Here is an 18169-nt window from a genome sequence, read left to right on the forward strand (position 1 = left end):
CGGGTCTTCTGCACAGGAGTGCGGACGGCTCGGCTGTCCCCGGTCTCCGGGGTTCCGGAATGACTGCCAAATTCTGGCTCGCGCCCGTAAAATCGGCATCAAGATCGAGGTTCAGTGACGATGAACTGCGCTCGCTGGAGCGTCTCGTCGAGCGTCATGGAGATCGTTTCGAGGAGGCATGGCATGAGCACTTCAGTGGATGACGCCGTCGCTGTCGATGTGACGATCGACGACCACGAGATGCACGTGCGCATCCGCGATGGGCGGACGATCAGTGCTCCCCTCGAGGGGTTCCCTCGTCTTGCGCGGGCAAGTGTCGAAGATCTGGCGGAATGGCGACTGATCGGGGCCGGGGAGGGCATCCGCTGGAACCGGCTCGACGAGGACATCTCGATCGCCGGGCTCCTGCGCCGAGGCTGATCGGTTTGCGCCCGCGGCGATCCCTGTGATCTCATCGGGCGATGACGATCGAGCTCACGAGGCCCACCGCCGATCTGTTCGACTCCTGGGCGGCAGCCGTCGCCGAGTTCGGTGACGGGCATGTCGACGGTTCGGGTCTGCAGGCGCCGGTCACCCCCGACCGTGCGACGCTCGACGCGCTGATCGAGAAGTCCGCGCTCCTCTCCGACACCACGGCGGAGCTCCCGGCGGATGCTGTGCACAACGACCTGTACTGGGTGACCGACGACGGCGAGGTCGTCGGGTTCCTGTCGTTCCGGCACGACCTCAACGACTACCTGCGCGAGGTCGGCGGCCACATCGGCTACGCCGTGCGGGCATCGCGGCGTCGTCAGGGGTATGCGTCCGCAGCGCTGCGCCTCGGACTCGAGCGTGCCCGCGAGATCGGGCTCGACCGAGTGATGGTCACGTGCGACGACGACAACGTCGGCTCGTTCCGCACGATCGAGGGTGCCGGTGGCGTGCTGCAGGACATCCGCACGCTGCCCGAGCACGGCGAGCAGCCCGTGCGACGGTACTGGATCGCCCTCTAGCAGCGAGCGAGTGGACTCCCGGAACCCGCTCGGAACACGGCGACACGCCGTCGCCGGTTAGGGTGGATGGTCGACGACCATCCCGGTGGCAGCATCCTGTCGCCCATCCGATCCGAGGAGCATCCGTCGTGATCCCACATCCCTCTCCTGCGTCTGCGCGTCTGCGCACGTTCGGACGCACCGTCGGGGCGATGGCGCTCACGGCGTTCATCGCGGCCGGTGCGCTGCTCGGCGGAGCATCCGTCGCCACGGCGGCCGATGACACCGAGAAGTACGTCATCGGCACCGATACGACCTTCGCGCCGTTCGAGTTCACGTCTCCCGAGGGAGACCTGGTCGGCATCGACATGGACCTGCTCCGGGCGATCGCCGAAGACCAGGGCTTCGAGGTCGAGATCCGCCAGCTCGGGTTCGATGCGGCGCTGCAGGCTCTGCAGTCGAACCAGGTGGATGCCGTCATGGCCGGCATGTCGATCACCGACGAACGTCAGCAGATCTTCGACTTCAGCGATCCGTACTTCACGAGCGGCATCCAGCTGGGTGTGCTCGAGTCGAGCGACATCCAGTCGCTCGACGACCTCGACGGCAAGACCGTGGCAGTCAAGACCGGCACGCAGGGTCAGACCTTCGCCGAGGAGAATCAGGACGAGTACGGCTTCCGCGTCACGCCCTACTCCGACACGACGGACATGGTCGATGCCGTCAAGGCCGGGCAGGCCGTCGGCTACTTCGAGGACTTCCCGGTTCTCGCCTACGGCATCCAGCAGGGATCCGGCTTCCGCCTCGTCGGCGAGCCCGAGCTCGGTGGCGAGTACGGCTTCGCGGTCAACAAGGGGCAGAACCCCGACCTGATCGAGAAGTTCAACGCGGGTCTTGCGAACCTGCAGGAATCCGGCGAGTACGACGAGATCGTCGACACCTACCTCGCCGGCGGTGAAGAGACCACGCAGGCGACCGACATCTTCTCGGTCGCGGTGAAGTACTGGCCCGCTCTCATGGAGGGGCTGTGGCTGACGATCCTCGCGACCATCGTCGCTCTCGTCGCCGCGTTCATCCTCGGCATCGTGTTCGGGTTCGGGCGCATCTCGAAGTTCCTGCCGTTCCGGTGGCTCGCGACCGCGTACGTGTTCGTCTTCCGGGGCACGCCGATCCTCGTGCAGGCGTTCTTCGTGTTCTTCGCGATCCCGCAGCTGATTCCGGAGATCACGTTCAACCCCTTCGTCGCGGGAGCCATCACGCTCTCGCTGAACACGGGCGCGTACATGACCGAGATCATCCGCGGCGGCATCCAGGCCGTCGACCCGGGCCAGAACGAGGCCTCGCGATCGCTCGGCCTCGGCCACTGGAAGACCATGCAGAAGGTCGTGCTGCCGCAGGCGTTCCGCATCATGATCCCGTCGTTCGTGAACCAGGGCATCATCACCCTCAAGGACACGTCGCTGATCAGCGTGATCGGCCTCGCGGAGTTGACCTTCGTGTCGCGCCAGATCATCGCCTCGACGTACCTGTCGGCCCAGGTGCTGACGATCGTCGCCATCATCTACTTCGTCGTGATCACGCTTCTCACGCTGCTCGCGAACCGCCTGGAGAGGAAGTTCACCGCATGAGCAAGATCGAGGTCAAGGACCTGCACAAGTCCTTCGGCGACAACCACGTTCTCAAGGGCATCGACCTCACGGTCGACGACGGCGAGGTCGTCGCGGTCATCGGTCCGTCGGGCTCGGGCAAGTCCACCCTGCTGCGCTGCCTCAACAAGCTCGAGCAGCCGACCTCGGGTCACGTCATCATCGACGGCGTCGACCTGACCGACAAGAGCGTCAAGCTCGACGAGGTGCGCCAGCGCATCGGCATGGTGTTCCAGCACTTCAACCTGTTCCCGCACATGACGGTGCTCGAGAACATCACGCTCGCACCCATCGAGCTCGGCAAGCTGTCGAAGGCCGACGCTCGCGAGCGGGCGCTCGCCCTGCTCGACCGGGTGGGCCTGGCCGAGAAGGCCGACGCGAAGCCGGCATCCCTCTCGGGCGGTCAGAAGCAGCGCGTCGCGATCGCGCGGGCGCTCGCGATGGACCCCGAGATCATGCTCTTCGATGAGGCCACCAGCGCCCTCGACCCCGAGATGGTCGGCGAGGTGCTGCAGGTCATCCGCGACCTCGCGTCGGGCGGCATGACGATGGTGCTCGTGACGCATGAGATGGGCTTCGCCCGCGAGGTCTCGGGCCGCACGGTGTTCATGGACGGCGGAGTCGTCGTCGAGGAGGCACCGCCCGCCGAGCTGTTCGGATCCCCGAAGAACGAGCGTCTGAAGGACTTCCTCTCGAAGGTGCTCTGAGACTGTCCATACGGAAGGCCCCACCCGATTCCGGGTGGGGCCTTCCGTGTTGTCGCTCGGCGTTACTCGGCGACGCGGGCGGCGATGTCGGTGCGGAAGTGCGATCCGTCGAGCGAGATGCGACCGATCGCCTCGTAGGCGCGGTCGCGCGCGGTGCGGAAGTCGGATGCCACGGCGACGACGTTCAGCACACGGCCGCCCGTCGCGATGAGCGAGCCGCCGGGCGCGTCAGGGCTCGCGGTCGCCGCGTGCACGAGGCGCACGCCCTCGACGGCTGCGGCATCGGGCAAGCCCTCGATCGGGCGTCCGGTCTGCGGCGCCTCGGGGTAGCCCTCGCTCGCGAGCACGACGGTGATGGCGACGTCGTCGCTGAAGACCGGCTCCGGCTGGTCTTCGAGAATGCCGGATGCCGCGGCGAGCAGGAGCTCCGAGAGCGGCGTCACGAGACGCGGCAGCACGATCTGGGTCTCGGGGTCGCCGAACCGGGCGTTGAACTCGATCACGCGCACACCCGCAGGCGTGAGGATGAGCCCCGCGTAGAGCAGTCCGATGAACGGGGTGCCCTCGCTGTCGAGCTGGCGGATGACGGGCAGCGCCACGTCGCGCGTGACCTCCTCGACGAAGGCCTGCTCGCTGCCGAACTGCTCGGCGAGCCAGGGGAGCGGCGAATAGGCGCCCATGCCGCCGGTGTTGGGACCTTCATCGCCGTCGAGCGCGCGCTTGAAGTCCTGCGCGGGGCTGAGCGCACGCACCGTGTCGCCGTCGCTGAGGAAGAACAGTGAGACCTCGGGGCCGGAGAGGAACTCCTCGATCAGCACCGGGCCGGAGGGCAGGTAGTGCTCGGCGTGCGCGAGTGCGTCTGCGCGGTCGGTCGTCACGATGACGCCCTTGCCCGCCGCGAGCCCGTCGGCCTTGACCACGTAGGGTGCGCCCAGATCGTCGAACGCGGCCTCGACCTCGGCGGCGGTGGTGGCGCGCACCGCGCGACCGGTGGGCACGCCCGCGGCATCCATGATCCGCTTCGCGAACGACTTCGATCCTTCGAGCTGAGCCGCGGCCTTGCCGGGGCCGAACACCGGGATGCCGTGCGCGCGCAGCACATCGGCGACACCGGCGACGAGCGGAGCCTCGGGGCCGACGACCACGAGGTCGATCGCGTGCTCGTTCGCGAACGAGGTCACCGCGGCGCCGTCGAGCATGTCGACCGAGACGGGGGTCGCATCCTGCGCGATGCCGGCATTGCCGGGGGCGACGAAGATCTCGTGCTCCGCCTTCTCTGCTCGCAGAGCGAGGATGATCGCGTGCTCACGGGCACCGGAACCGAGGACGAGAATCTTCACCCCTCCAGACTACCGACGCGCTGGATCGGGTTTCGCGGGGTGAGCGTGCACGACTCAGCATGGATCGGAGCCACACGGCGAATTCGCGCCCTCTGCGCCGCAGACGCAGGCGCTCATGCTGAATCGTGCACGTGCGGTCGGCGAGCCGTCGGTTCAGAGCGCGATCGGGCGTTCGATCGACCGGTCCCACGCCACCGTCCACCCGGTCGCATCGAACAGGGCGTCGAGCACCATCGCGGTGAAGCCCCAGACGACGGTGCCGTCCACATCGAATGCGGGGCCCTTCCACGTGCGGCCCATGCGCCTGATCGTCGAGGTGAATCGCGTCGAGGGGTCGAGCAGCTGCGCCACCGGCACACGGAAGACCTCGACCGTCTCGGCATGGTCGACCGCCGCGACCTGCGACGGCGAACGCCACCAGCCCAGCACCGGCGTCACGAGGTGGTTGCTCGCGGCGAGCGGGAGCTCGGCGAGCGTCGCGAGCACGTCGACCCCCGCGGGGTCGAGTCCGGTCTCCTCCTGCGCCTCGCGCAGCGCCGTGGCGACGGCATCCGCGTCCTGCGCCTCGCGGCGTCCCCCGGGGAACGACACCTGCCCGGGGTGCGACGACAGCGTGGCGGCGCGGCGCTGCAGCAGCACGTCGAGGTCGGCGGCCACGGTCATCTCATCGGCCTGTGCCGGGATGCTGTCGAGCCGACCGAACAGCACGAGCACGGACGCCGGCTGCGCGCTGCCGACGAGTGGCGGGAAAGGTCGTGCCCAGGCCTCGGTGCGCCGGGCCGCGGCGAGCAGTTCAGCGCGCGCTCCGTGCAGAGTCTCGGGATTCTGGCTCATCGGCTCGAGCCTATGCCCGCGGGGAGCTGGAACGGCCGAAAGCCGCCAGGGCCACCCGCCCTGCCCGCGCCACCGGCGTACCCTGGGGCACATGCCCTCCCGCAAGATCGACATCGTCGACGGCCGCGCAGCGCTCGATGCCGTGCGTGCCGCCGAGGCCGCCGGCGAGAAGCCTGCGCGCACCGTGCTGGCGACGAGCGTGCGCTACCTGCTGCAGCTGCTCGATGAGAAGGCGCCCGGCAACAGTGTCGAGGTGCGAGTGCCGCCGTTCGGTGCGGTGCAGGTCGTCCAGGGGCCGCGGCACACACGCGGCACCCCGCCGAACGTCGTCGAGATGGACGCCACCACCTGGATAGCGGTCGCCACGGGTGCGGAGCACTGGGCGGATGCCGCGGCCTCCGGTCGGGTCCAGGCCTCAGGCACGCGAGCAGACCTCGCCGACGTGCTGCCGCTGCGGCCCTGACCGACACCATCCCGAAGACCCGCGCCCGGCGCACAGACAACGGTGGGACAATGGGAACATGTCCTCCCACGATTCCTCCGAGACGGTCGAGGCGACCGTACGACGCGTGCCGAGATTCGGCGTGTTCATGGGCATCGGCGTCGTGCTCGGCGTCATCGCCGCGGGCATCCTCACGGCGATCGGCAGCTACGAGCCGTCGGAGGCCGTGAACGTCGTCTACCCTCCCGGCCAGGTGTTCGGATTCCTGCTGCTGTGGACGGTGCCGATCGGCGTCGCGCTCGCGAGCGTGGTCGCGCTGATCCTCGAGCGCACGGCTCGCCGCCACGATCACGTCGTGCGTGTCGAGCACGAGACGATCATCGAGAAGGACTGACCGAGTCGGGTCCGCTCACGCCAACTCGGCGATGATCGGCCGGATCGCCGCGTCGAACGACACCACGTCGCGCCGCAGGCCGTCCGTGACCGCGACGGTCAGCGCGCCGACCCACCAGATGCCGCGCTGCGAGAACGGCAGCACCTGCACGTTCAGCTCGAACGAGTGCGCCCGACGTCCGATGTCGCGCTCGAACTCGGCGATGGCGCTGGCATAAGCCCGGTACGCCTCGCCTCCGATTGTCCCGCTGCCCGAGCGGGTCGCGATCGAACTGCGGATCGACGACACATAGCGATCGTGGGCGACGCGGGCGAAGTGCAGCACAGATGCCGCGTGCGGCGCGATCGCCTCGGCCAGCTGCTCCGCTCCGGTCGCGGGCAGCGCGACGAGCGTGTCGAACCCGTCGATCAGCTCGAGCGGCACACCGGACGGGTGTGCGCGCGGCTCGATCGTCATGTCCCAGTAATCGCGCCACTGCTTCTCAAGCTCGGGGGTGACCTCGATGGCGTCAGGTGCTCTGACGGGAAGATCCCGCAGGCTCGGCAGATCCTGAGGGGCGCGGATGCCGAGGGTCTGGCGCAGTGCGAGCGCGACGAGCACCGGGACGCTCGCGTCTTCGCGGATCAACCACTGCGGCTTGTCGGCCATGGCCCCATCGTAGGAGATGGAGGGAGGGGAGAGGTGGCCTCCGTGGGCGGTAGGCTGGACGGGTGGCTGCCTCCCCCACCAATCCCTATTCCGAAGCCGGCGTCGATACCGCTGCAGGCGATCTCGCCGTCGAGCTGATGAAGTCCTCCGTGCGCGCGACGCACGGCCCTGAAGTGCTGGGCGGTGTCGGCGGATTCGCCGGGCTGTTCGACGCGAGCGCACTGCGCGACTTCCGTCGCCCGCTGCTCGCGACCAGCACCGACGGAGTCGGCACGAAGGTCGCCATCGCGCAGGCCATCGACAAGCACGACACGATCGGCCAGGACCTGGTCGGCATGGTCGTCGACGACATCGTGGTGGTGGGCGCGAAGCCGCTCTTCATGACCGACTACATCGCCTGCGGCAAGGTCTTCCCGCAGCGCATCGCCGACATCGTGCGCGGCATCGCCGAGGCGTGCTCCGCCACCGGCACCGCGCTGGTGGGCGGCGAGACCGCCGAGCACCCCGGTCTGCTCGGCCCGCGCGACTACGACGTGGCAGGAGCGGCGACGGGTGTCGTCGAGGCCGACGGCATCCTCGGAGCCGACCGCGTGCAGGACGGCGACGTCGTGATCGCCGTCGAGTCCAGCGGACTCCACTCGAACGGCTACTCGCTCGTGCGTCACATCGTCACGAACGCCGGCATCGGCTACGGCGACAACGCCGCCGACTTCGGCACCACCTGGGGCGAGGCTCTGCTCGAGCCGACGCGCCTCTACACGCTTCCGCTGCTGCGCCTGATCGAGCAGCTCGGCGGTGGAGTGCACTCGCTCAGCCACGTGACCGGCGGCGGCATCGCGGCCAACCTCGCCCGCGTGCTCCCGCAGGGGAGCTGGGCCGAGGTCGACCGCAGCACCTGGTCGCCGAGCCCGGTCTTCCGCGTGCTCAGCGACATCGCAGGCTCCACGCTGGAGTCGGCCGAGGGCACCTGGAACCTCGGCATCGGATTCCTCGCGATCATCGCGGCTGACAAGAAGGATGCCGCGATCGCGGCCCTCGCAGCCGAGGGCATGCCCGCATGGCAGGTCGGAACCGTGGGCTTCGGCGCGCGTCCGGCAGGAGAGTTCGAACAGGGCGCCAAGGGCGTCGACGGTGGAGCAGTGCGCCTGGTCGGCGCCTACGCGGACGGAGCGAAGTAAGAGCCCATGTGCGGCATCGTCGGAATGGTGGGCTCTGCCCCGGTCAATCAGGACATCTACGACGCACTCCTGCTGCTGCAGCACCGCGGCCAGGATGCGACGGGAATCGCCACAGCCGAGGCGAACGGCGTCATGCACAACGCCAAGGCGCAGGGCATGGTCCGCGAGGCGTTCCGCACCCGTGACATGCGCGGCCTGCTCGGCAACGTCGGCCTCGGTCACGTGCGCTACGCCACGAAGGGCACGGCCTCGAACGAGGAGGAGATGCAGCCGTTCTACGTGAACGCGCCGTACGGCATCATCCTCATCCACAACGGCAACCTGACGAACACGCGTGAGCTCACGGCTGACATGGCCCAGCGCGACCGCCGTCACCTGAACTCCTCGAGTGACACCGAGCTGCTGCTCAACGTGCTCGCCGGTGAGCTGCAGAACACGACCTCGACGGTCGACCTCGACGCCGAGCGCATCTTCGAGGCCGTCGAGCGCACCCACGAGCGCATCGAGGGCGCCTACGCCGTCATCGCAGTGATCGCCGGATACGGTCTGCTGGCCTTCCGCGACCCGTTCGGCATCCGCCCCCTGATCCTGGGTCGTCGCCCGTCGACCGTCGCCGGCCCTTCGACGGGCTCAGGAACCCAGCCTTCGAAGGACGAGTGGGTCGTGGCGAGCGAGTCTCTGGTGCTCGAGAACGCCGACTACGAGGTCGTGCGCGAGGTCGAGCCCGGCGAGGCGATCTTCATCACGAACGAGGGCGAGCTGCACAGCAGGCAGTGCGCCACCGAGGCCGTGCTCGCGCCGTGCGCGTTCGAGTACGTCTACCTCGCGCGTCCCGACTCGGTCATGAACGGCGTCTCGGTCTACGAGTCGCGCCTGCGCATGGGTGACAAGCTCGCCGACACCATCGCGAAGCACGTGCCGATGGACAAGATCGACGTCGTCATGCCGATCCCGGACTCCGCGCGCCCCGCCGCGATGGAGGTCGCCCGCAAGCTCGGCATCGAGTACCGCGAGGGCTTCTACAAGAACCGCTACGTCGGCCGCACCTTCATCATGCCGGGCCAGGCCGTGCGCAAGAAGAGCGTGCGTCAGAAGCTCAACGCCATGTCGACCGAGTTCCAGGGCAAGAACGTCCTGCTGATCGACGACTCGATCGTGCGCGGCACGACGTCGAAGCAGATCATCCAGATGGCCCGGGATGCCGGCGCGACGTCGGTGACGTTCGCCTCGGCCGCGCCGCCCGTACGGCATCCGCATGTCTACGGCATCAACATGCCGTCGCGTCACGAGCTCATCGCCCATGGCCGCACGATCCCCGAGATCGCCGCGGAGCTGGGCTGCGACCACCTGGTCTACCAGGAGGTCGAAGACCTCAAGGCCGCGATCACCGAAGGCTCGGTGCTCAGCGATCTCGACATGAGCTGCTTCGACGGTCGGTACGTCACCGGCACCGTCTCCGACGAGTACCTCGCGTGGGTGGAGGGGTCGCAGACCTCGTGACCTCGAGTGCGCAGCCGCTCTGGCGCGGACGCGCGCTCGCGCTGATCGGCATCGTGCTGGTCGCGTTCTCGCTGCGATCCGCCGTGGCATCCCTGTCTCCGGTGATCGACCATGTCGCCGCGGACTTCCCGGTCTCATCCGTCGTGATCGGCCTGATCGGCGCCGCGCCCCCGGTGTGCTTCGCCGTCTTCGGCCTGCTCACGCCGCTGTTCGAGCGTCGTTTCGGCCTCGAGCGGGTCGCGGTCGTCGCGATCGCCCTGATCGCCGCAGGGCTGCTGCTGCGCAGCCTGTCGGTCGACTCGACCTCGCTTCTCGCGGCGACCGCGGTCGTCTTCGCGGGCGTGGGGTCGGGCAACGTGCTGCTGCCGCCGCTGGTGAAGAAGTACTTCCCCGATCGTCTCGGCCTCATGATGACCGTGTACTCGACCACGATGGCGGTGTCGACGTTCGTGCCGCCGCTGGTCGCGGTGCCGATCGCCGACACGGCCGGATGGCGCGTGTCGTTGGGGCTCTGGGGCGTGTTCGCCGCGCTCGCCCTCGTGCCGTGGGTCGCGATGCTGCTGACGAGCAGAGCGGATGCCGCGGCTGCGCCCGCCCTCGTGAAGCCGCGTTCCGAGCCGGTGGACGAGCCGTACGACGCCGCCTCGGTGGCGACCGGCCCGATCTCGACGACACCCGCGAACCCGAGGGTGTTCGGACGGCTCTGGCGTCTGCCGATGGCCTGGTCGATCGCACTCGTCTTCGGCGCTTCGTCGACCATGGCCTACGTGTCGTTCTCGTGGCTGCCCACGATCATGATCGACGTGGGCGGGGTGAGTCCCTCGAACGCCGGTCTGCTGCTCTCGCTGTTCGGGCTCATGGGGCTGCCGTGCTCGTTGCTCGTGCCGATCCTGATCGTGCGCTTCCAGGCGACGCGTCCCGTGTTCTTCATCGCCATCGCCGCCGGTCTCGCCGGTCTCGCCGGGTTCCTCTTCCTGCCCACTGTGGCGATGCCCGTGTGGGTGGTGCTGTTCGGCCTCGCGCCGGCACTGTTCCCTCTCGCGCTGGTGCTGCTCAGCATCCGTGCCCGAACGTCCGAGAGCGCCGTCGCGCTGAGCGGCTTCGTGCAGAGCATCGGCTACGCGGTCGCTGCGGCCTTCCCCCTGCTGATCGGCCTGATCCACGATCTGACGGACAGCTGGCAGATCCCGCTCTGGGTGCTCGTCGGCGTGCTCGTGGCCGTCATCCCCGCGGGGTGGATCGCCGGTCGCCGCCGCACGATCGAAGAGGACTGGGAGCGCCGGCACGGGCGCTGGTGACCTGAGCGCTGGTGACCTGAGCGCTGGTGACCTGAGCGCGCCGCTCTCGTCGGTCAGGCCCTCGCTGCCTCAGCCGTTGTCGCGATGACCTCGTCGCCGATGCGGATGGTGCCTCCGAGCCAGGCATTCGATCCCTCCGGTGACTCACCGGGGAGCAGGAGTCGGCCGAGCGTCGGTTCGTCCTGTCCGAGTGCACCCGTGAGTGTGGTGAGCACCTTGGCGTCACGCACGCCCGTGTCGGGATTGGCATGCGTCGCGAGGCAGCGCACGATCGGCCCCGCCGCGTCGAAGGCGACCTGCCCGATCGTGACCGGCCCGCTCCACTCGAGTTCTGACCACGCCTCCGCGTCGTCGATCACGACATTCGACCGGAATCGACGGTCGTCGATGTCCAGGCCGAGCGCGTCGCCGAGAGCGGTCACGCTCGCCCGCGTGTGCACCGACACGTACCCTCGCGCGCGATCCTGGAACCTCGAGGTCGTGCCGTCGCCGACCACGACGAGCGGCAGCCGGCCCGGGCGTCGCAGTCGGCGGCCCTCGGGCGTGCCCAGCACGAAATCGGAGAGGGCATCCGCGAGTTCGACGCGACCGGTCCCATCGAGCCCTGCCTCGACGAGCAGCGTGCCGTCATGCTCGATCCGCACGGTGAGTGCACGATCGTCGTAGGTCGTCTTCAGTGCGGCGAGGGCGGGGAAGTCCTGCAGCGACAAGCCCTTCGCTTTGGGCCAGTAATCGAGTCCGTCGCGATCCTCGGGTGTCACCGCGTCGGCGAAGCGCACGGCGAGCACCCGATCGCCGGCGATGCGGCCATCAGGCTGCACCGTGAGCGAGTCGACGGACTCCGGAGTGAGCCCCTTGATGGGATGACGATAGAGCGAGACGACGCGAGTCATACGACGAGTCTCTCAGTCGCGTGCCTGACGTCCGCGCACGCGCGATCAGCATGACACGATGTTCCGGTATTTCGGATACGACGAACTCCCCCGTGTGACGCACGGGGGAGACGATGGTCGAACGAATCGGCGGTCAGGCCTTTTCTAGTTCGTCCTCGTCTTCGTCTGCATACTCGTCTGCCCACTTGTCGACGTAGGCGTCTTCAGAGTCACTCGGGTGCCCGAGTTCGCGCTCCAGCGCGGAGTAGTTCACCGACGGACTGAATGACTTCAGTTCGCGGGCGATCTTGGTGTGCTTCGCCTTTTGACGGCCACGGCCCATGCGCGAGACCCCCTCACGAGTTAAGCTGCGGGCAGCTGGTGGCCCGATGCATTCACGACACCGGCTCAGGGCCGGTAAGAGTAGCATTCAGAATAGCACGCGGGTAGACCCCCCTGGCTGATGCCAGGCCGGTGAAGGGAGCGATCTTCATGACCGACAACACCTCCACGCCCTCTGACGAGGCGGCGCAGAACGCGACACTGCAGAAAGCGGTGATCGTCGGGATGCAGCCCGGTCAGTCCGCGCATGTGATCGACGAGGCGGCGCGGTTCGCGCGGCTGCTGCGCGTGCCCCTCGTGGTCGCGCACGTCGATGTCACCCGCTTCGTGACCTACGAGGACCCCGACGGATATGTGCACTCGGCGCCGATCGACATGAACCTCGATGCGGGAGCTGCCGAGTTCGAGACCGTGCAGGCCGAGGCTGTCGCCGCTCTCGACGGCACGGGCATCACCTGGACGGCCCGACAGCTGGTCGGAGACCCGGCGCTCGCGATCAAGCAGCTCGCGAACAAGCTCGATGCCCAACTGATCGTCGTCGGCACGCGCAGGCGGGGCATCGGCGAGTCGATCCGCGAGTTCTTCACGGGATCGGTCGCCGCTCGGCTCGCGCACCGCCAGCACCGTTCCGTGCTCGTCGTGCCACTCCAGGAGCCGGTTCCCGACTCGCAGGCCGAGATCTGGACCGAATAGGTCTCGCGCGCCTCGACCGTTCGGATGGCTGATCGATGCCCGCCCGGCTGGTCACGCGACCGGGTGACGCAGCCCGGCGGGGAATCGTCAGCCGCCTGAACGCCGAAGCCCCCTCGTCGCGTGGCGGGAGGGGGCTTCGGCGTTCCGACGAGGCGGGCTTCAACGCCCGAGTGACGCCAGAGCCGTGGTGATGCCACGGGCTGCGGCATCCAGTCCGTCCTCGAGGTCCGAGACGACGGATGCGGGCAGCGTGCCGCCCTTGGCCACATGCGTTCGCAGATCGGTGCGCACCCGCGCGCGGAACGCGTTGATCACGGCATCCGCTCGGTGCATCTCCTCGCGAGTGACGAGGCGTTCGTCGTCGCCGGCGCTGCGGGGCCGGGACTTGGATGCCGCGCGATCGTCCTTCTCCGCGGTGGCGAGATCGGCGCGGAGGCTCTTCATCGCCTCCTTGACGCTCTGGCGCACCTCGTTGGCGATCAGGCGCACCGAGTCGGTGATCCCTGCCTCGATGCCGGCGAGATCGCCCTCACGAGACGCGAGCTCGGCGCGTCCTGCGTCGGTGATCGCGTAGATCGTGGTGCGGCCGTCGACGCTCTTGGTGACCAGGCCCTCTTCTTCGAGCTTCGCGAGGCGAGGGTAGATGGTGCCGGCGCTCGGCGTGTAGGTGCCGCCGGTGCGATCGGTCAGCGCCTGGATGATGCCGTACCCGTGCTGCGGCGACTCGGCGAGCAGCGAGAGCAGGTACAGGCGCAGGTCGCCGTGGGAGAAGACTGCGGGGCTCATGCTTCCCACTCCGCATCGTCTGCGATGGATGCCGGGGTGCGGCGCAGCACGGTCACGCCACCTGACACGGAGTTCGCACGCAGGTCGACGAAGCGGCCGGCGAGCTCACCGGTCGATCCGGTGTAGTTGTTGATGCCCGACGAGCCGCGCTCGACTCCGTCGATCAGCAGGCGACCGCTCAGCGAGCGGATCACGTAGTTCGCGGCGAGCGACTCGTCGAGGCGCACGGTGGTGCCTCCGGAGACGGAGTTGATGGTGATCGTGTTCACGTCGCCCGCGGCGTCGACGAGGGTCGAACCCGACACGATGTCGACGGTCGCCTTGCGGACGGTGCCGGTGACGGCGACGTCTCCCGAGACGCTGTTCGCGGTGATCGATCCGGTGAGTCCGCGCACCTGCACGTCGCCCGAGACGGAGTTCACCGACAGGTCGCCGATCAGGGTGTCGACGATGATGTCGCCCGAGACAGTGTTCAGGCGGGCGTCGTTGCGGATGCCCGAGACGAGCGCTCCGGCGCTGACGACGCCGAGGGTGAGGGCGATCGAGCGGGGGACCGCGACGCTGACCTCGGCCTTGGGGCCGCCCGAGCCGAAGTTGCGGAACACCTCGAGGAAGTTGTCCCAGCCGAGCTGCGGGTGGTCGATCTCGACCTCGCCGTCGTGCGCCTCGATGCGCAGGTCTTTGGTGTTGACACCGTGCACCTCGATGCGGATGCCGGGTTCGTCGTGCGCGATGACGTCGACCTGGCCGCCGACCAGACCGATCTTCAGTCGGGTGACGTTCTCGATGTCGATCACGCGTTCTTCGCCCGGGGCGATGAGCCACTTCTCGGTCATGTCTGCTTCTCCTGTGTTGAGGGAACACGATATATCGTGTGTGTCGAGAATAACACGATATATCTCGATCCTGTCAAGGGGGCGATTCGGAGCGGTTCGGGTCGCACGGGTGCGGTCGGTGCCGCTCGCCTGCGACCCGCGCGAGCCTCAGACCAGCGGCGGGGTGTGCCAGATGCGATCGATGTAGTCGCGGATCGAGCGGTCGGACGAGAAGAAGCCGGTGCGGGCGACGTTGAGGATCGCCGAGCGGGTCCACGCATCCTGGTCGGCGTACGCGGCATCCACCCTGCTCTGCGCATCGATGTACGACGCGTAGTCGGCGAGCACCATGAAGCGGTCTTCGTAAAGGAGGTTCGAGACGACGGGCTCGAACACCGAGCGGTCACCGCGCGAGAAGGCGCCGGATGCGATCAGATCGATCGCCCGACGCAGGCCCTCGTCGGCCTGGTAGAACTCCTGCGGTCGGTATCCGCCAGCCGACAAGTCGGAGACGTCGGGCTCGCTCATGCCGAAAAGGAAGAAGTTGTCATCGCCGACGAGCTCGCGGATCTCGACGTTCGCCCCGTCATCCGTTCCGATCGTGAGCGCGCCGTTCAGAGCGAACTTCATGTTGCCGGTGCCTGACGCTTCTTTGCCCGCGAGGGAGATCTGCTCCGACAGATCGGCGGCGGGGATCACGCGCTCGGCAAGGGTGACGTTGTAGTTCGGCGGGAACGCGACCTTCAGCCGGCCTTCGAGACGCGGGTCGGTGTTCACGACCTCACCGACGGCGTTGATGAGGTGGATGATGCGCTTCGCCATCGCATACCCCGGAGCCGCCTTCGCCCCGAAGATCGCGGTGCGGGGAACGACATCCGACACGGCGATGCGCCCCGAGATGACGCCCTCATAGGTCGTGACGATGTGCAGCACCTTGAGTAGTTGGCGCTTGTACTCGTGCAGGCGCTTGACCATCACGTCGAGCATGTGCCCGTCGCTGATCTCGACGCCGTCTCGTGCGCGCAGCACCTGGCTCAGGCGGCGCTTGTTCGCCGCTTTCACACCGGCGAATGCGGTGCGGAACTCGGCATCCTCGGCGAACGGCTCGAGCTCTCGCAGGCGCTCGAGATCGGTGGTCCAGCCGTCGCCGATCGCCGCGGTGATGAGCGACGAGAGCTCGGGGTTCGCGAGGCGCAGGAACCGGCGAGGGGTGACGCCGTTGGTGACGTTCGTGAACTTGCCGGGGAAGAACGCGTCGAAGTCGTGGAGCACCTTGTCGCGCAGCAGTTGCGAGTGCAGCTCGGCGACGCCGTTGACCTTCGCTCCCGCGACGGTCGCGAGGTACGCCATGCGCACCGATCGCACCGGATGCTCGGCGATGATCGACATGTTGCGCACGAGCATCTCGTCGTCGCCGAAGCGCTCGCGCACCGCCACGAGGAACTCCTCGTTGATGCGGTAGATGATCTCGAGGTGCCGGGGCAGCAGCCGTCCGAGCAGCTCGACCGGCCACACCTCGAGGGCTTCGGGGAGCAGAGTGTGGCACGTGTAGGCGAAGCACTGCTGAGTGATCGCCCATGCGGCATCCCGCTCGAGGTGCTTCTCGTCGATGAGCACGCGCATGAACTCGGGCACCGCGATCACCGGGTGGGTGTCGTTGAGCTGGAAGATCACACGCTCGGGCAGGTTCGCGAGCTCGAAGCCGTCGGCGAGCATGTTGTCGAGGAAGTCGTGGATGGATGCCGCGACGAAGAAGTACTGCTGCTGCAGGCGCAGCTCCTTGCCCTGCGGGGTGGAGTCTTCGGGGTAGAGCACCTTCGAGATGTTCTCGGCGAAGGTCTGCGCGCGCACGGCTTCTTCGTAGTCGCCGGAGTTGAAGATGCGCAGGTCGAAGGCGCTGGTGGCGACGGCGCTCCACAGACGCAGGGTGGTGACGTGGCCGTTCTGGAACCCCGGGACCATGTAGTTGTAGGGCACGGCCTGCACGTTCCACGCGGGCACCCATCGGCTGCGGGTGACGCCCTCGTCGTCGTACTTCTCGGTGTGGCCGCCGAACGCGATCGTCTGCGCGTCTTCGGGCCGGGCGAACTCCCACGGCGAGCCGAGCGCGAGCCAGGCATCCGGCTGCTCGACCTGCTGGCCGTCGACGAAGGTCTGGCGGAAGATCCCGTATTCGTAGCGGATGCCGTAGCCGATGCTCGGCACCCCCATCGTGGCGAGCGAGTCGATGAAGCAGGCCGCGAGGCGACCGAGCCCGCCGTTGCCGAGGCCGGGCTCGACCTCGTGGGCTCGGAGCTCGTCGAGGTCGATGCCGCAGGAGGCCAGGGCCTCGGTCGCGACATCGGTGAGGTCGGCGGCGAGCAGGTTGTTGTCGAGCTGGCGGCCCAGCAGATACTCGGCCGAGAGATAGCAGACGCCCTTCGCCTGCGCCTCCTTCTGGTACCGCACATCTTCGAGCCAGCGCGCCATCAGATAGTCCCGCACGGTGTGGGCGAGGGCGAGGTAGCGATCATTCGCGCTGGATGCCGACAGCGCGACGCCGCGGTCGAAGTTGAGGTTGTGCAGGAAGCGCTCCACGAACTCGTCCGCGGTGCTCGGCGGAGCGATCACGGGAGCGAGGGCGAGCGGATGCACATGGGAGTGTGATTCGGGCACGAGACGACCGTAGCGAGCGTCGAGCCGATTCGTGTGACGAGCGGATGAAGAATATTGGTTGACGAGATGACTTGACCTTGACGCTGCGTCAACTTCTACCGTGGAGGTATCGAACAACGGATCCCCGGAAGGAGGACGCGATGACCGGTCGTGATTGGTCGATCCAGGAGATCGCCCGACTCGCCGGCACCACCAGCAGAACGCTGCGTCACTATGACGACGTCGGTCTGCTTCCGCCCTCGCGCATCGCGCACAACGGCTCTCGCCACTACGACGAGGCCGCGCTCGTGCGCCTGCAGCGCATCCTGCTGCTGCGCGAGCTCGGACTCGGACTGCCGCAGATCGCCGAGGTGCTCGGCCCTTCGACAGGCTCAGGGGCCCAGGCGACAGGTCGGCAGAGCGAGGAGTCCGCTCTCGAGACACACCTCGCGCTGCTGCGTGAGGAGCAGAACCGGCTGGCGCGTCAGATCGCGTCGGTCGAGAACACCATCAACGCATTGAAAGGAGGTGAAGAACTCATGGCAGAGAACATGTTCGACGGTTTCGACCACACTCAGTACAAGGAGGAGGTCGAAGAGCGCTGGGGTCGCAGGGCCTACGCCGACAGCGACCGCTGGTGGCGCGGCATGACCGACGCCGAGCGGGCTGACTGGCAGCAGCGGGTCTCCGACCTCGGTCGCGACTGGGTCGCCGCCGCCGAGAGCGGCATCGACCCGGCATCCGCCGAGGCTCAGGACGTCGCTCGTCGTCACGTCGAGTGGCTCACCGGCATCCCGGGAACCCCCGCCGCCGTTCCTGGCGGTGACGTCAAGGCGTATGTGCTCGGGCTCGGCGAGATGTACGTCGCTGACCCGCGCTTCGGCGCGAACTACGCGACGTCCGCCGGTGGCACGCAGGGCGCGGAGTTCGTCCGCGACGCGCTCCGCATCTACGCGGACGGCAACCTGTAGCCCCGCATCCCTTTCGAATCGCTCACTTTGCACTTCTCAGGTCTCATCGTCTGCAAAGTGAGCGATTCGAAAGCCCGGAGGGAAGGGCTCAACGGGCG

At 67.9% G+C, this 18169-nt stretch carries 20 protein-coding genes; 12 read left to right on the forward strand and 8 right to left on the reverse strand.

The window, feature by feature from the left end:
* Positions 1-59: 59 nt before the first annotated feature.
* The 5 genes from IXW21_RS16725 to IXW21_RS16745 all read left to right on the forward strand — a co-directional run bounded on the left by IXW21_RS16725 (position 60) and on the right by IXW21_RS16745 (position 3324).
* Positions 60-203, forward strand: coding sequence for a DUF4160 domain-containing protein (locus tag IXW21_RS16725; protein ID WP_194765377.1), 144 nt, complete (start codon positions 60-62; stop codon positions 201-203).
* Positions 184-420, forward strand: coding sequence for a DUF2442 domain-containing protein (locus tag IXW21_RS16730; RefSeq protein ID WP_194765378.1), 237 nt, complete (start codon positions 184-186; stop codon positions 418-420). Before IXW21_RS16725 ends, IXW21_RS16730 begins: the two co-directional genes overlap by 20 nt.
* Positions 421-461: 41 nt before the next feature.
* Complete coding sequence (locus IXW21_RS16735) at positions 462-992, forward strand: GNAT family N-acetyltransferase (RefSeq protein WP_194765379.1); 531 nt, start codon at positions 462-464, stop codon at positions 990-992.
* Positions 993-1120: 128 nt separating this feature from the next.
* Positions 1121-2599 carry an amino acid ABC transporter substrate-binding protein/permease gene (locus IXW21_RS16740; protein WP_194765380.1) on the forward strand — a complete coding sequence of 493 codons (1479 nt, stop codon included), beginning with the start codon at positions 1121-1123 and terminating at the stop codon, positions 2597-2599.
* On the forward strand, positions 2596-3324 hold the full coding sequence (locus IXW21_RS16745; RefSeq protein WP_194765381.1) for an amino acid ABC transporter ATP-binding protein: 729 nt from the start codon (positions 2596-2598) through the stop codon (positions 3322-3324). The genes IXW21_RS16740 and IXW21_RS16745 overlap by 4 nt, the downstream gene beginning before the upstream one ends.
* Positions 3325-3386: 62 nt before the next feature.
* Here the strand turns inward: IXW21_RS16745 and purD are convergent, their stop codons facing one another.
* Both purD and IXW21_RS16755 read right to left on the reverse strand, forming a co-directional pair.
* A complete protein-coding gene (gene purD / locus IXW21_RS16750; RefSeq protein ID WP_194765382.1) occupies positions 3387-4664 on the reverse strand; it encodes a phosphoribosylamine--glycine ligase in 1278 nt (425 codons plus the stop codon).
* Positions 4665-4817: 153 nt separating this feature from the next.
* On the reverse strand, positions 4818-5498 hold the full coding sequence (locus IXW21_RS16755; RefSeq protein WP_194765383.1) for an NUDIX hydrolase: 681 nt from the start codon (positions 5496-5498) through the stop codon (positions 4818-4820).
* Between the two features lie 91 nt (positions 5499-5589).
* On the opposite strand from IXW21_RS16755, the gene IXW21_RS16760 reads away from it, so the two are divergent.
* Positions 5590-5961, forward strand: a complete 372-nt coding sequence (locus IXW21_RS16760) for a sterol carrier family protein (RefSeq protein WP_194765384.1) — start codon at positions 5590-5592, stop codon at positions 5959-5961.
* Between the two features lie 58 nt (positions 5962-6019).
* Complete coding sequence (locus IXW21_RS16765; RefSeq protein WP_194765385.1) at positions 6020-6334, forward strand: potassium transporter Trk; 315 nt, start codon at positions 6020-6022, stop codon at positions 6332-6334.
* Positions 6335-6349: 15 nt separating this feature from the next.
* On the opposite strand, the gene IXW21_RS16770 is transcribed toward IXW21_RS16765, so the two are convergent.
* Positions 6350-6982: a zinc-binding alcohol dehydrogenase gene (locus IXW21_RS16770; protein ID WP_194765386.1), complete on the reverse strand. Its 633-nt coding sequence runs from the start codon at positions 6980-6982 to the stop codon at positions 6350-6352.
* 62 nt (positions 6983-7044) lie between these two features.
* On the opposite strand from IXW21_RS16770, the gene purM reads away from it, so the two are divergent.
* From purM to IXW21_RS16785, 3 genes are read left to right on the forward strand one after another with little or no spacing between them, the layout of a single operon-like run.
* Positions 7045-8160, forward strand: a complete 1116-nt coding sequence (gene purM / locus IXW21_RS16775) for a phosphoribosylformylglycinamidine cyclo-ligase (RefSeq protein WP_194765387.1) — start codon at positions 7045-7047, stop codon at positions 8158-8160.
* A gap of 6 nt (positions 8161-8166) precedes the next feature.
* Entirely contained in the window at positions 8167-9660 is a 1494-nt protein-coding gene (gene purF, locus IXW21_RS16780) for an amidophosphoribosyltransferase (protein WP_194765388.1), read from the forward strand.
* Positions 9657-10958, forward strand: coding sequence for a CynX/NimT family MFS transporter (locus IXW21_RS16785; RefSeq protein ID WP_194765389.1), 1302 nt, complete (start codon positions 9657-9659; stop codon positions 10956-10958). The genes purF and IXW21_RS16785 overlap by 4 nt, the downstream gene beginning before the upstream one ends.
* Before the next feature lie 53 nt (positions 10959-11011).
* Here IXW21_RS16785 and IXW21_RS16790 read toward each other — a convergent pair whose 3' ends face one another.
* On the reverse strand, positions 11012-11851 hold the full coding sequence (locus tag IXW21_RS16790) for an MOSC N-terminal beta barrel domain-containing protein (protein WP_194765390.1): 840 nt from the start codon (positions 11849-11851) through the stop codon (positions 11012-11014).
* Between the two features lie 133 nt (positions 11852-11984).
* A complete protein-coding gene (locus IXW21_RS16795; RefSeq protein ID WP_067119623.1) occupies positions 11985-12173 on the reverse strand; it encodes a DUF3073 domain-containing protein in 189 nt (62 codons plus the stop codon).
* Between the two features lie 149 nt (positions 12174-12322).
* On the opposite strand from IXW21_RS16795, the gene IXW21_RS16800 reads away from it, so the two are divergent.
* The gene (locus IXW21_RS16800) at positions 12323-12865 is read left to right on the forward strand and encodes a universal stress protein (protein ID WP_194765391.1); all 543 of its coding nucleotides are present in this window, start codon (positions 12323-12325) and stop codon (positions 12863-12865) included.
* 159 nt (positions 12866-13024) lie between these two features.
* Here IXW21_RS16800 and IXW21_RS16805 read toward each other — a convergent pair whose 3' ends face one another.
* The 3 genes from IXW21_RS16805 to IXW21_RS16815 all read right to left on the reverse strand — a co-directional run bounded on the left by IXW21_RS16805 (position 13025) and on the right by IXW21_RS16815 (position 17121).
* A complete protein-coding gene (locus tag IXW21_RS16805) occupies positions 13025-13651 on the reverse strand; it encodes a PadR family transcriptional regulator (RefSeq protein WP_194765392.1) in 627 nt (208 codons plus the stop codon).
* Positions 13648-14487 (reverse strand): DUF4097 family beta strand repeat-containing protein, encoded by an 840-nt coding sequence (locus IXW21_RS16810; protein WP_194765393.1) that lies wholly within the window; start codon positions 14485-14487, stop codon positions 13648-13650. Before IXW21_RS16810 ends, IXW21_RS16805 begins: the two co-directional genes overlap by 4 nt.
* Positions 14488-14634: 147 nt before the next feature.
* Positions 14635-17121, reverse strand: a complete 2487-nt coding sequence (locus IXW21_RS16815) for a glycogen/starch/alpha-glucan phosphorylase (RefSeq protein ID WP_416361104.1) — start codon at positions 17119-17121, stop codon at positions 14635-14637.
* A 140-nt stretch (positions 17122-17261) separates the two neighbouring features.
* On the opposite strand from IXW21_RS16815, the gene IXW21_RS16820 reads away from it, so the two are divergent.
* Positions 17262-18071, forward strand: a complete 810-nt coding sequence (locus tag IXW21_RS16820) for a MerR family transcriptional regulator (protein ID WP_194765394.1) — start codon at positions 17262-17264, stop codon at positions 18069-18071.
* Positions 18072-18169 lie beyond the last annotated feature (98 nt).

Source organism: Microbacterium sp. UFMG61, assembly GCF_015354505.1.
Lineage (GTDB): Bacteria > Actinomycetota > Actinomycetes > Actinomycetales > Microbacteriaceae > Microbacterium.

Coding starts and splice junctions, on each gene's coding strand:
- IXW21_RS16790 (WP_194765390.1), bottom strand. CDS start 11,851: ATGACTCGCGTCGTCTCGCTCTATCGTCATCCCATCAAGGGGCTCACT.
- purF (WP_194765388.1), top strand. CDS start 8,167: ATGTGCGGCATCGTCGGAATGGTGGGCTCTGCCCCGGTCAATCAGGAC.
- IXW21_RS16735 (WP_194765379.1), top strand. CDS start 462: ATGACGATCGAGCTCACGAGGCCCACCGCCGATCTGTTCGACTCCTGG.
- IXW21_RS16805 (WP_194765392.1), bottom strand. CDS start 13,651: ATGAGCCCCGCAGTCTTCTCCCACGGCGACCTGCGCCTGTACCTGCTC.
- IXW21_RS16770 (WP_194765386.1), bottom strand. CDS start 6,982: ATGGCCGACAAGCCGCAGTGGTTGATCCGCGAAGACGCGAGCGTCCCG.
- IXW21_RS16810 (WP_194765393.1), bottom strand. CDS start 14,487: ATGACCGAGAAGTGGCTCATCGCCCCGGGCGAAGAACGCGTGATCGAC.
- IXW21_RS16765 (WP_194765385.1), top strand. CDS start 6,020: ATGTCCTCCCACGATTCCTCCGAGACGGTCGAGGCGACCGTACGACGC.
- IXW21_RS16795 (WP_067119623.1), bottom strand. CDS start 12,173: ATGGGCCGTGGCCGTCAAAAGGCGAAGCACACCAAGATCGCCCGCGAA.
- IXW21_RS16755 (WP_194765383.1), bottom strand. CDS start 5,498: ATGAGCCAGAATCCCGAGACTCTGCACGGAGCGCGCGCTGAACTGCTC.
- IXW21_RS16800 (WP_194765391.1), top strand. CDS start 12,323: ATGACCGACAACACCTCCACGCCCTCTGACGAGGCGGCGCAGAACGCG.
- IXW21_RS16760 (WP_194765384.1), top strand. CDS start 5,590: ATGCCCTCCCGCAAGATCGACATCGTCGACGGCCGCGCAGCGCTCGAT.
- IXW21_RS16820 (WP_194765394.1), top strand. CDS start 17,262: ATGACCGGTCGTGATTGGTCGATCCAGGAGATCGCCCGACTCGCCGGC.
- IXW21_RS16730 (WP_194765378.1), top strand. CDS start 184: ATGAGCACTTCAGTGGATGACGCCGTCGCTGTCGATGTGACGATCGAC.
- IXW21_RS16745 (WP_194765381.1), top strand. CDS start 2,596: ATGAGCAAGATCGAGGTCAAGGACCTGCACAAGTCCTTCGGCGACAAC.
- IXW21_RS16725 (WP_194765377.1), top strand. CDS start 60: ATGACTGCCAAATTCTGGCTCGCGCCCGTAAAATCGGCATCAAGATCG.